Raw genomic sequence first — 12,063 nt, 5'->3', positions numbered from 1 at the left:
AGCCTCTTGCTGCGGAAAGATTTCGCCGCTGGGTCCCCCGGTCTCGCTCCGCTCCCCGGAGGATGACGAAAGAGGAAGGTCGCGCGGACGACAGCAAGGGACACGTGTCATGACCCCCGCCACGACAGCCGCCCCCGCCGATCCCCGCGCCGTCGGCACGGCCGTCGCCTGCTACACCCTGTGGGGCCTGCTGCCGCTGCTGTTCATGGCGATGGCGGCCCACGGCTTCGGCGCGCCCGAAATCCTGGCCCACCGGGCGGTCTGGTCGGTCTTCGTCGCCGGGGCGGTGCTGCTGCTGGCGGGCCAGTGGGGCGAGGCGCGCCAGGTCCTGGCCAATCCGCGCACCTTCGCCTGGCTGGCGCTGTCGGCGCTGCTGATCGGCACGAACTGGAGCCTCTACGTCGTCGCCACCACCCATCATGCGACGCTGGAGGCCAGCCTGGGCTATTACATCAACCCGCTGCTGAACATGGCGGCGGGGGCGGTGCTGTTCCGCGAAAAGATCGACCGCTGGAGCGCCGTCGCCATCGCCCTGGCCGTCGTCGGCGTGGCCGTCCAGACCGTGGCGCTGGGCCATGCGCCGCTCATCGGCCTGACCCTGGCCGTCACCTTCTGCGCCTATGCGGTGATCCGCAAGCGCGTGCCGGCCTCGGCCCAGACGGGGCTGTTCGTCGAATGCCTGGTGCTCCTGCCGATCGGCGCGGTCTTCCTGGCCTGGCTGGCGACGCATGGCCAGGCGGTGGGTTTTTCCTCGCCGTCCAGCCTGGCGTGGGCGCTGATCAACGGCCCGGCGACCGTCATCCCCCTGGCCCTGTTCGCCTGGTCGGCGCGACGCCTGCCCCTGTCGACCGTGGGCTTCATCCAGTTCCTGGCGCCGACGCTGCAATTCGCCTGCGGCGTCTGGGCGGGCGAGGCCCTGACCCCGCTCAGGATCGTCTCCTTCGTCTTCATCTGGGCCGGGGCCGGCGTCTTCGCCCTGGGCGCCCTCAACCGCTCGCGCGCCGCCAAGCAGGCGGTGGTCCTGTCCGAGACGGTCTAGCCGCGCCGGGACATCTAAAGCGCGGCGTACAGCGCCTGCAGCAGACGCCGGGGCCGGGGGTCGCCGATCAGGTGCGGCGACTGGCGCGTCATCACATAGGCGGCCGACAGCCGGCGCGACGAGTCGGCCATGGCCATCGAGCCGCCCCAGCCGTAATGGCCGACCGCCGCGCCCGGCCCGAAGACGTTCAGACCGTCGTTGCGCATCAGACCCGCCGCCCAGCTGATCGTATAGGGCAGCACCTTGTCCGGCCCGTGGATGCGTTCACGCGTCAACTGCTCCAGCGTCCCCGCCGACAGCACCGACCGCCTGTCGAGCGCGCCGCCGTCGGCGACCACGCCCAGCATCCGCGCCAGCCCCAGCGCCGTGCCATGCAGGTTGGCCGAGGGGATCTCCATCTTGCGCCACTCGGCCGAGCCCCGCCCGCCGGGCGCCGAGCCGCGATCCAGGAAGGCGGCCTGTTTGATCGGGTCGATGGTCCCCAGGTTCGGCGCCGCCGTCGGCTTCCTCATCTGGGCGACCCGTCCATGTTCGCTCTCGGGCAGGCCGATCCACAGGTCCAGTTCCGGGAAATCCTGTCGCAGCGCCTGGCCCATCGTCCGCCCGGTCGCCCGGCGATAGATCTCGTTGGCCAGATAGCCGACCGTGACCGGATGATAGCCGGAGGCCGTTCCCGGCGCCCACATCGGCGCCTGGGCCGCCAGCCGCGCCAGCACGGCGTCCGCGTCGAACCAGATCGACGGCTCCGCCGCCTCGGAAAAGCCCGCCAGCCCCGCCTGGTGGCTCATCAGCTGGGCCACCGTCACGTCCTGCTTTCCCGCCGCCCCGAAGGCGGGCCATAGCGACGCGACCGTCTGGTCGTAATCAAGCTGTCCCGCCTCGACCGCCGTCGCCATCAGGATCGCCATCACCGCCTTGCCGGTCGAAAAGACCGGGGTCAGCGTCGTGTCGGCAAACGGCGTCGTCTTCGTCGTATCGGCCCATCCGGCCCACAGATCCACGACCGCCTCGCCAGCGACCACCACGCTGAACCGCGCCGCCTGCTCGTCCAGCCCCTCGGGCGCGTCGGTGAAGTTGGCGGCGAACGCCTCGCGCACGGCCTCGAAACCGGAGGCGCAGACGCCATGAATGTCGATGGGATCGGTCATGGGCTGGTCATAGCCCCCCGCCCGCCGCCTGTCAGCCGGGCGCGGGCGCGCAGAAGGGCGGACGGGCGTCCTGGGCGCGGAATACATTGGCGACGAAGGCGGGACGACGCCCCCTGGTGCGTTCGACCAGAACCGCGATCAGCGGTCGTCGCGCCTCGGCTGTGCACCAGGCGGCGCGGCGGCTGTCGTCGCCCGGGAAGGTCTGTCCCTCCTGGAACGCGCCATGAAGCGCCAGCAGATCGACGGCGCGCGCCCTCAACGCCGCCGGGTCGCCCGCCTCGACGCTGGCGGAACAGGCGCCGTCGGGCAAGGCCAGGACGAAGACGTTCGAATAGGAAGCGAGCCGCCAGGCCGCTGTGGCCATCGGCGAGCCGGTCGAACGCGGCGGCACGGCCCGCAGCCAGTGATTCAAAGCCAGATCCTCGATCGACCTTTGATCCTTGACCGCAGTCATGCAGATGTCTGAAAAGACAATGCTCATCGCCGCAGTCGGGGAGGTCAGCGCGCCCCACGGCGCCGGCTGGCTCGGCGAAACCGCAGGCCGAGACGTACAGCCCGCCGCCAGAAACGCCGCGACGCACACGCCCTTGACGATGCGCATGACTCGACCCCCGATTGTCCCGGAGCGCGACGGTCGCACCGAAAACCAGAACGGTCAATCTCGGCTATGCAAAAGGCCTCCCGCCTTGGCTGGAGGCCTTTGATCTTTCAGGCCGGAGAATTTCAGCCCGTCGCGACCTCGGTCGCCTGTTCGGCCAGGATGGTCAGGCCATCGCCGTTGACGTCGGCGAAGCCGCCGTGGACGTCGTACTGGGTCTTGGCCCCGCCGTTATAGACGGTGACAAGGCCTTCGCGCAGGGCGGTCATGAAGGGCGCATGATCCGGCAGAACGCCGAAGTCGCCCTCGACGCCCGGCGCATCCACCTGGTCCACCAGGCCCGAAAAGACCTCGCGTTCCGGCGAGACGAGGGAGAAGTTCAGCTTGCCAGCCATCAGTCAGATGTTCCGATTTGATAGGTGGCGACGGAAATCGGATAAGCCCCGCCCGTGCCCCATATCGCCATGTAAATCACGCTTTCGGCGACGTTCTTGGTAAAAAGGACGCCTTTGCCGTTCACGTCGTTTGAATCGCTATCGAAGGTCCAGGTCGGTTCGGTCCTGGCTTTTGCGATGTAGCCATCACCGGCCTCAGGCCCATTCAGATCGAGTACCGAACAGCTCTCGCCACCCGGCTCCGAGCGTCGCGCCACCATAATCCGAACAGGGTCAATCGGCGTCCCGGACGAGGTATAGGTCCGTGACACTTCATTGGTTTGAACGGTTGATGCGGCTGACTTGAAGCCCTTCTCAAGGAAGAAGCTCGCCTCAGCGGAGGCAGGCGGAAAACGCCCTTCCGCCACGAACGCTTCGCAGGCTCCCGCCATGGCCTCGAAATCTCCACCGACCTGGGCCTGCGCCGACAAGGGCGTCGCCAGGGCGAGAAGAATGAGGCTGACGAGAGCCTTGCTCATGATCAGGCGTCCGCCGCCATCTTCTCGGCCTTGGCGACGGCTTCCTCGATGGCGCCGACCATGTAGAAGGCGGCTTCCGGCAGGTGGTCGTACTCACCGGCGACGATGCCCTTGAACGAGCGGATGGTGTCGGCCAGCTCGACGAACTTGCCGGGAGAGTTGGTGAACTGTTCGGCCACGAAGAAGGGCTGCGACAGGAAGCGCTGGATCTTGCGCGCGCGCGAGACGACCAGCTTGTCCTCTTCCGACAGTTCGTCCATGCCCAGGATGGCGATGATGTCCTTCAGGCCCTTGTACTGCTGCAGCACTTCCTGGACCGAACGGGCGACCTGGTAGTGCTCCTCGCCGATGACCAGCGGGTCCATGATCCGCGAGGTCGAGTCCAGCGGATCGACGGCGGGGAAGATGGCCTGGGCGGCGATGTCGCGGCTCAGCATGGTCGTCGCGTCCAGGTGGGCGAACGAGGCGGCCGGCGCCGGGTCGGTGGGGTCGTCGGCGGGGACGTAGATGGCCTGGACCGAGGTGATCGAGCCCTTCTTGGTCGAGGTGATGCGCTCCTGCAGGTTGCCCATCTCGGTGGCCAGGGTCGGCTGATAGCCCACGGCGGACGGGATGCGGCCCAGCAGAGCCGACACTTCCGAACCGGCCTGGGTGAAGCGGAAGATGTTGTCGACGAACAGCAGGACGTCCTTGCCTTCCTCGTCGCGGAAATACTCGGCCTGGGCCAGGCCCGTCAGGGCGACGCGGGCGCGGGCGCCGGGCGGTTCGTTCATCTGGCCATAGACCAGGGCGCACTTGGAGCCCTCGGTCGAGCCGTCGTTCTTGGTCGGGTCCACGTTCACGTTCGACTCGATCATCTCGTGATACAGGTCGTTGCCTTCGCGGGTGCGCTCGCCCACGCCGGCCAGGACCGAATAACCGCCGTACGCCTTGGCGATGTTGTTGATCAGCTCCTGCATGGTCACGGTCTTGCCGACGCCGGCGCCGCCGAACAGGCCGATCTTGCCGCCCTTGGTGTAGGGGCAGATCAGGTCGATCACCTTGATGCCCGTGACCAGGATTTCCGACGAGGTGGTCTGCTCCTCGAACGAGGGCGCCTCGCGGTGGATCGGGCGGTACTCGGTCGTCTTGATCGGGCCGGCTTCGTCGATCGGCTGGCCGACGACGTTCATGATGCGGCCCAGCACGCCCGGGCCGACCGGGGTCTGGATCGAGGAACCGGTGTCGCTGACCGGCTGACCGCGGGTCAGGCCCTCGGTCGTGTCCATGGCGATGGTGCGGACCATGTTCTCGCCCAGGTGCTGGGCGACTTCCAGAACCAGGGTGAAGGGCTCGCCCGTCTTCTGGTCGATGTTCTGGGTGTGCAGGGCGTTCAGGATCGCCGGCAGGTGGCCGTCGAACTCGACGTCGACCACGGCGCCGATGACCTGGGCGATGCGGCCCGAGGCGGCGGCGTTGACGGGGGCCGCAGCGGGAGCGGCCTTCTTGGCGGCCGGCTTGCGGGCGGCGGGCTTCTTGGGGGCGACGGTGTCGGTCATGGCTGGGGTCCGTGTCGGAATGTCTGTGCGTTCGGGATCAGAGGGCTTCGGCGCCGGCGATGATCTCGATCAGCTCGGTGGTGATCTGGGCCTGGCGCTTGCGGTTGTACTGCAGGGTCAGGGCGTTGATGAGGTCGCCGGCGTTGCGCGTGGCGTTGTCCATCGCCGCCATCTGCGATCCGAAGAAGCCGGCCTGGTTCTCGTACAGGGCGGCCAGGATCTGGGTCGTCAGGTTGCGCGGCAGCAGGGTTTCCAGGATGTCCTCTTCCGAGGGCTCGTATTCATAGACCGCGCCGTTCAGGTCGATCGGCTTGGCGTCGCCCTCGACCACGGCCGGGATCAGCTGTTTGCCGGTCGGGACCTGCGAGATCACCGACTTGAACTGGCTGTAGAACAGCGTGACCACGTCGGCCTGGCCGTCCTCGAACGCCGTGGCGATCATTTCGGCGATCGGCTGGGCCGAGGGCAGGCCGATGGTCTTGTGCTCGCTCAGTTCGAAGGTGTGGATCACCTTGTCGCCGTACAGGCGCGACAGCTGGTCGCGCGACTTCTTGCCGACGGCGATGATCTTCACGTCCTTGCCGTGGGCGATCAGGCTGTTGATCCGTTCGCGCGCGGCGCGGATGACGTTGGTCGAGAAACCGCCCGCCAGACCCTTGTCCGCCGTGGCGACGACGATCAGGTGACGCTGGTCGCCGCCCGTGCCGGCCAGCAGCCGGGGCGCGTCGGCGCCCGAGACGCCGGCGGCCAGGTTGGCGATGACCGAGGCCATCTTCTGCGCATAGGGCCGGGCGCTCTCGGCCTGGTCCTGGGCGCGCTTCAGCTTGGCCGCGGCGACCATCTGCATGGCCTTCGTGATCTTCTGCGTGGCCTTCACGCTTCCGATCCGATTGCGCATTTCCTTGAGGCTGGCCATCCGGCTTTGCTCTTCCTCTAACTAACCGGCGGGGCTCAGGCGAAGGTCTTGACGAAGGCGGCCAGGATGTCCTTCAGCTCGGCTTCCAGCTCGGGCGTCAGGTCCTTCTTCGTGCGGATGCCGTCCAGCAGCGACGCATGGTTCGCATGGATGCGGGCCAGCAGTTCCTTTTCGAAGCGGCCGACGTCGCCCACGGCGATGCCGTCGATATAGCCGCGCGTGCCGGCGTAGACCGAGACGACCTGCTCCTCCATCGCCAGCGGCGAATATTGCGGCTGCTTCAGCAGTTCGGTCAGGCGCGCGCCGCGGGCCAGGAGCTTTTGGGTCGAGGCGTCCAGGTCCGAGCCGAACTTGGCGAAGGCGGCCATTTCCCGATACTGGGCCAGTTCGCCCTTGATCGTGCCGGCGACCTTCTTCATCGCCTTGGTCTGGGCCGAGGAGCCGACGCGCGACACCGAGATGCCGACGTTCACGGCCGGGCGGATGCCCTGATAGAACAGGTCCGATTCCAGGAAGATCTGGCCGTCGGTGATCGAGATCACGTTGGTCGGGATATAGGCCGAGACGTCGTTGGCCTGGGTCTCGATGATCGGCAGGGCGGTCATGGAGCCCGAGCCGTAGTCTTCGTTCAGCTTGGCCGAACGCTCCAGCAGGCGGCTGTGCAGGTAGAAGACGTCGCCCGGATAGGCTTCACGGCCCGGCGGGCGGCGCAGCAGCAGCGACATCTGGCGATAGGCCACGGCCTGTTTCGACAGGTCGTCATAGACGATCAGGGCGTGCATGCCGTTGTCGCGGAAATATTCCCCCATGGCGGTGCCGGCGAACGGGGCCAGGAACTGCAGCGGGGCGGGCTCGGACGCCGTGGCGGCGACGACGATGGTGTATTCCAGCGCGCCGGACTCTTCGAGCGTCTTGACGATCTGGGCCACGGTCGAACGCTTCTGGCCGACGGCGACGTAGATGCAGTAGAGCTTGGCGCTCTCGTCGTCGGTCTTGTTGACGTTCTTCTGGTTCAGGATGGTGTCGACGGCGACGGCCGTCTTGCCGACCTGACGGTCGCCGATGATCAGTTCGCGCTGGCCGCGGCCGACGGGGATCAGGGTGTCGATGGCCTTCAGGCCGGTCTGCATCGGCTCGTGCACCGACTTGCGCGGGATGATGCCCGGCGCCTTGACGTCGACGCGGCGGCGCTCGGTGAACGGGATCGGGCCCTTGCCGTCGATCGGCTCGCCCAGCGGGTTGACGACGCGGCCCAGGAGGCCCTTGCCGACCGGCACGTCCACGATCTCGCCCAGGCGGCGCACGTCGTCGCCCTCGCCGATGGCGGCGTCGGCGCCGAAGATCACGGCGCCCACGTTGTCGCGTTCCAGGTTCAGGGCCATGCCCTTGACGCCGGCCTTGGTGAACTCGACCATTTCGCCGGCCTGGACATTGTCCAGACCGTGGATGCGGGCGATGCCGTCGCCGACCGACAGCACGCTGCCGACGTCGGAAACGTCGGCTTCGACGCCGAAGTCGGCGATCTGCGACTTGAGGATGGCCGAGATTTCAGCGGCGCGGATGTCCATGGGATCTCTCTGTCTAGTCTTCTTCGGGGCGGGCCTGTCGGGCGCGCTGCAGTCTTTTTGGGCTCAGCGTGCTCAGGCGCGCTTGAGGGCGAATTTCATCTGGTCGAGCTTGGTCTTCAGCGAGGCGTCGAACAGCTTGGACCCCACCTTGACCTTCAGGCCGCCCAGGATCGACGGATCGACCCGCGCGGTCAGTTCCGGCGCCTTGCCCAGGCTGGCGTTCAGGGCGGACTTGATCGCGGCCAGCTGCTCGGCGGCCAGCGGCTGGGCCGAGACGACCTCGGCCGCGACGATGCCGGCGTGTTTGGCGTAAAGGCGCTCGAAGCCGGCGATCACGGCGGCCAGGTCCCTGGCGCGGCCGTTCTGGGCCAGCAGCCCCAAGAAGTTGACGGTGTTCTTCTCGAACCCGGCCCGGGTCGCCACCGCGACCAGGCCCTTGACCTGATCCTCGGCCGGAACGATCGGCGAGGTCGCCAGGCGGCGCAGGTCCGCGCTCTCGGTCCAGGCGGTCTTCAGCGAGACGATGTCGGCGCGAACGGCGTCCAGGCGGCCGGTTTCCAGCGCCAGGTCGAACAGCGCCTGCGCATAGCGATCACCGACTTCCGTCGTTCTGAAATCATCAGCCACTGATTAGGGTCCGAGGTCGTTGTGTCAGGGTCGCGACCGATTGCGAAGGATCACAACGGCCAAAAGCTTGAAATGCCTAGGGAAAGCACGACAGAGGCCGTATCCGTGAATACGCCCCCTTCAAGCCGGGCGCCTGATAGCACGGGGTTTCGCCAGTCGCAACATTCCGTGAAGGGCGCAGACGCCGCAGGGGGGCGCCAAGCCCGCAGCCCCGTCGCCTCTTCGCATCGTGGGAGGGGAAACCGCGCAGCGGTGGAGGGGGCTCTTGACGTCCCACGGACGCCATCCCTTTCGTCATCCTCCGGCGCGAAGCGACCGGGGGACCCAGCGGCGCGCGCGAGCGCGAACCCGTCGCGGAGTCGCTGACAACCGTGCGTCGGATGCATCGCCTCCGGCGCCGCTGGGTTCCCCGGTCTGCGCCGCAAGCGGCTTGCCGGAGAATGACGAAGGGAGGGCTGTCCCTCCAGCCATCACAATGCGGCTGGTCGTTTCCTTTCGATTCCAACCGCTTGGCGAAATATCTTCCCCATCATCCATCCCCCCTCCGAAACGCGCGTATTCTTACCCCGTCTCGTCGCATCGGAGGGCTCGTAAGGCCTGCGACCTTGCGGCGGCGGGAGCGGATGGAACGGGAGCGGATCTGCAACGGCCCGCGCCGGCGGCGACACATGGTGCGCCGTCGGAGGGTCGAGGGGGATACTCGGCCGCACTCGGGACGGGGTTTCGCAGACCCCGCCGACCCGTCGCAGGCTTATGGGGTTAGGCGATAAGACCGCCACCGCTCGGCGCCCCGAGCTTGCAGGCCAACCAACCGCGCGGAGCGTCATACCCTTCGTCGAAACGGTATTCTTCAATCACACTCCGGGCGAAGGCCCGGCGCTCCGCCCAGCCCTCCAAACTTCGCAGCGAAAGCGCGAGGGCGCTTGCGCACGCCCCTTCCCGTCGAGGACGACAGGGGGGGGGTGCGACCATGACGCCGCACCCGGCCGCTTGATCGGAACCGGCTGCGGCCCTAGCGCTTTCCCGCTCAAGCTTTTCTCCCTCAGGACCCCCGATGCTCGACAGCATAACCCCGCTTCTTTCCGATCCGGCCGCCTGGGCCGCATTGGTGACTCTCATCGTGATGGAGGTGGTGCTGGGGATCGACAACCTGATCTTCATCTCCATCCTGTCGAACAAGCTGCCCGAGCATCAGCGCCAGAAGGTGCGGCGCATCGGCATCGGCCTAGCCCTGGTCATGCGGCTGGCGCTTCTGTCCATCATCGCCTGGCTGGTCGGCCTGGTGCAGCCGGTCTTCACCGTCATGGGCAACGAATTCTCGTGGAAGGATCTGATCCTGATCGCCGGCGGCCTGTTCCTGGTCTGGAAGGCGACCAAGGAGATTCACCACAGCGTCGATCCCGAGCCCAGCCCCGGCCAGGACGTCCTGGACAAGAAGGATGTGATGATCGCCAACGCCGGCGCGGCCATCTTCCAGATCATCCTGCTGGACATCGTCTTCTCGATCGATTCCATCCTGACCGCCGTGGGCATGACCGAGCATCTGCCGATCATGGTCGTCGCCGTCCTGGTCGCCGTGACGGTCATGCTGCTGGCCGCCGACCCTCTGGCGAACTTCATCAACAAGAACCCCAGCGTGGTCATGCTGGCTCTCGGCTTCCTGCTGATGATCGGCATGGTCTTGATCGCCGACGGCTTCGGCTATCATGTGCCCAAGGGCTACATCTATGCGGCCATGGCCTTCTCGGCCGGGGTGGAGGCGTTGAACATGCTGGGCCGGCGATCCGCGTCCAAGAAGGAAAAGGCCGAACTGGCCCGCGCCGAGGCCGACGCCGCCGAGGCCCGCGCCCTCAAGGCCGAGGCCGAAGCCGCCGCCGAGCGGGGCTGAGGCTCGTGACGCGCCTGTCGTCCCGGCTCGCCGGCCCGGTCGCTGGCGTGATCGCCGGCGTGATCGCCGGCCTGCTGCTGGCGACAGGCGCCGCCTGGCCCGTCCAGGCCGAGGTTCCGGTCCAGGCCTACGCGGTCGTGCGCGCCTATCCGCACGACCCCGCCGCCTTCACCGAGGGCCTCTTCTTCCACGACGGCGCCCTTTACGAGAGCACCGGCCTCTATCCCTCCTTCATCCGCAAGGTGGACCTGGACACCGGCCGGGTGGAGCGCCAGCGCGACCTGCCGACCGTCTATTTCGGCGAGGGCATGACCACGCTGAACGGCAAGCTCTACAGCCTGACCTGGCGCAACCACATCGGCTTCATCTGGAAGCTGGACGACTTCTCGCCGCTGGGCGGCTTCTCCTATCCCGGCGAGGGCTGGGCCCTGACCACCGACGGCCGCCGCCTGATCATGAGCGACGGCACGGACCAGTTGCGATTTCTCGATCCCGACACCCTGGCCGAGACGGGCCGCGTCTCCGTCACGGCCGACGGCAAGCCTCTGACGCAGATCAACGAGCTGGAATGGATCGACGGCGAGGTCTTCGCCAACCTCTGGCAGGACAACCGCATCGCCCGCATCGACCCCGGGACGGGGGTGGTCAAGGCCTTCATCGACCTGTCCGCCCTGGTCCCGCGGGGGATCGGCTTGGACCCCAACGACGACGTCCTGAACGGCATCGCCTGGGACGCGTCCGGCCGTCGGCTGTTCGTCACCGGCAAGCGCTGGCCGCAGCTGTTCGAGATCAGTCTGCGCTGACCCCGGCCGACCGACGCTGCGGGCGGCGGCGCCGGGAAACGATAGGGTAGATCGATCGGCTTTGCTTTCGGCATAGATCCACCCTATGTCTCGACCATGCTCCCCACCTTGCGACAGCTCCAGTATCTCAAGCTCCTGGCCGAACATGGCGGCTTCTCGCGCGCCGCCGAGGCCGCCCACGTCAGCCAGCCGGCCCTCAGCGCCGGGGTGCAGGAGCTCGAGCGCATCCTGGGCGCGCCGGTCGTCGAGCGCACGCGCGGCGCCGTCATCCTGACCCCTGTGGGCGCCGAGGCCGTGCGCCGGGCCGAGGACATCCTGGCCCGCGCCGAGGACCTGGTCGAGGCGGCCAAGAACGCGGGCCGTCTGCTGTCGGGCCGGTTCCGCCTGGGCGTCATCCCCACCGTCGCCCCCTTCCTGCTGCCCGCCAAGCTGCCGTCGGTGAAGGCGGCCTATCCGAACCTGAAACTGTTCATCCGCGAGGACCTGACGCCCCGGCTGATCGCGGCCCTGAAGGCCGGCCAGATCGACGCCGCCGTCATCGCCCTGCCCTACGACGCGCCGGGAATCGAACACGCCCGCATCGGCGACGACGAGATCATGGCCGCCGCTCCGCACGACCACGCCCTGGCCGCGCCCGGGCCGATCCGTCCCGGCTCGCTGCGCGCCGAGGATCTGATCCTGCTGGAGGACGGCCACTGCCTGCGCGACCACGCCCTGGCCGCCCTGGACATCGAGGCCCCGCGCGGCGACGACGTCTTCGCCGCCACCAGCCTGCACACCCTGGTCCAGATGGTCGGCTCGGGCCTGGGCGTCAGCTTCCTGCCGCGCATGGCGGTCCAGGCGGGCCTGGCCGACAATCCCGCCGTCGCCGTGCGCCCCTTCGAAATCCAGGCCGACGGCGCCCCGCCCCGCCGCGAGATCGTCGTCGCCTGGCGCGCCGGCTCCAGCCGCGCCGCCGAGGCCCGCCTTCTGGCCGAGGCGCTGAAGCTGGACTGAAACTGGATTGAACCGCCCCACACAGCGGG

At 67.9% G+C, this 12,063-nt stretch carries 12 protein-coding genes; 4 read left to right on the top strand and 8 right to left on the bottom strand.

The window, feature by feature from the left end:
* Nucleotides 1-109 precede the first annotated feature (109 nt).
* Nucleotides 110-1,039: an EamA family transporter RarD gene (gene rarD / locus AC0L6G_RS13490; protein WP_293828191.1), complete on the top strand. Its 930-nt coding sequence runs from the start codon at nucleotides 110-112 to the stop codon at nucleotides 1,037-1,039.
* A 14-nt stretch (nucleotides 1,040-1,053) separates the two neighbouring features.
* Here the strand turns inward: rarD and AC0L6G_RS13485 are convergent, their stop codons facing one another.
* From AC0L6G_RS13485 to AC0L6G_RS13450, 8 genes are all read right to left on the bottom strand, one after another.
* The gene (locus AC0L6G_RS13485; RefSeq protein ID WP_293828189.1) at nucleotides 1,054-2,187 is read right to left on the bottom strand and encodes a serine hydrolase domain-containing protein; all 1,134 of its coding nucleotides are present in this window, start codon (nucleotides 2,185-2,187) and stop codon (nucleotides 1,054-1,056) included.
* A gap of 31 nt (nucleotides 2,188-2,218) precedes the next feature.
* Nucleotides 2,219-2,788 (bottom strand): hypothetical protein, encoded by a 570-nt coding sequence (locus tag AC0L6G_RS13480; RefSeq protein WP_293828188.1) that lies wholly within the window; start codon nucleotides 2,786-2,788, stop codon nucleotides 2,219-2,221.
* Between the two features lie 122 nt (nucleotides 2,789-2,910).
* Nucleotides 2,911-3,180 (bottom strand): ATP synthase F1 subunit epsilon, encoded by a 270-nt coding sequence (locus tag AC0L6G_RS13475; RefSeq protein WP_293828186.1) that lies wholly within the window; start codon nucleotides 3,178-3,180, stop codon nucleotides 2,911-2,913.
* Nucleotides 3,180-3,698 (bottom strand): hypothetical protein, encoded by a 519-nt coding sequence (locus AC0L6G_RS13470; RefSeq protein ID WP_293828184.1) that lies wholly within the window; start codon nucleotides 3,696-3,698, stop codon nucleotides 3,180-3,182. The genes AC0L6G_RS13475 and AC0L6G_RS13470 overlap by 1 nt, the downstream gene beginning before the upstream one ends.
* Nucleotides 3,699-3,700: 2 nt before the next feature.
* The gene (gene atpD / locus AC0L6G_RS13465; RefSeq protein ID WP_473252474.1) at nucleotides 3,701-5,236 is read right to left on the bottom strand and encodes a F0F1 ATP synthase subunit beta; all 1,536 of its coding nucleotides are present in this window, start codon (nucleotides 5,234-5,236) and stop codon (nucleotides 3,701-3,703) included.
* A 37-nt stretch (nucleotides 5,237-5,273) separates the two neighbouring features.
* The gene (locus tag AC0L6G_RS13460; protein ID WP_293828182.1) at nucleotides 5,274-6,152 is read right to left on the bottom strand and encodes a F0F1 ATP synthase subunit gamma; all 879 of its coding nucleotides are present in this window, start codon (nucleotides 6,150-6,152) and stop codon (nucleotides 5,274-5,276) included.
* Between the two features lie 35 nt (nucleotides 6,153-6,187).
* Entirely contained in the window at nucleotides 6,188-7,720 is a 1,533-nt protein-coding gene (atpA, locus tag AC0L6G_RS13455) for a F0F1 ATP synthase subunit alpha (RefSeq protein WP_473252473.1), read from the bottom strand.
* 72 nt (nucleotides 7,721-7,792) lie between these two features.
* The gene (locus AC0L6G_RS13450) at nucleotides 7,793-8,347 is read right to left on the bottom strand and encodes a F0F1 ATP synthase subunit delta (protein ID WP_293828178.1); all 555 of its coding nucleotides are present in this window, start codon (nucleotides 8,345-8,347) and stop codon (nucleotides 7,793-7,795) included.
* 1,054 nt (nucleotides 8,348-9,401) lie between these two features.
* Between AC0L6G_RS13450 and AC0L6G_RS13445 the strand changes: the two genes are divergently transcribed.
* From AC0L6G_RS13445 to AC0L6G_RS13435, 3 genes are all read left to right on the top strand, one after another.
* The gene (locus tag AC0L6G_RS13445) at nucleotides 9,402-10,235 is read left to right on the top strand and encodes a TerC family protein (protein ID WP_291540406.1); all 834 of its coding nucleotides are present in this window, start codon (nucleotides 9,402-9,404) and stop codon (nucleotides 10,233-10,235) included.
* A 5-nt stretch (nucleotides 10,236-10,240) separates the two neighbouring features.
* A complete protein-coding gene (locus AC0L6G_RS13440; protein ID WP_473252472.1) occupies nucleotides 10,241-11,038 on the top strand; it encodes a glutaminyl-peptide cyclotransferase in 798 nt (265 codons plus the stop codon).
* A 96-nt stretch (nucleotides 11,039-11,134) separates the two neighbouring features.
* Nucleotides 11,135-12,034 (top strand): hydrogen peroxide-inducible genes activator, encoded by a 900-nt coding sequence (locus AC0L6G_RS13435; protein ID WP_291540402.1) that lies wholly within the window; start codon nucleotides 11,135-11,137, stop codon nucleotides 12,032-12,034.
* Nucleotides 12,035-12,063: the final 29 nt, after the last annotated feature.

Source organism: Brevundimonas sp. D3-1P (assembly GCF_055809335.1).
The sequence above is the reverse complement of the archived record's forward strand: the minus strand, read 5'-3'. Positions and strand labels throughout refer to the sequence as shown.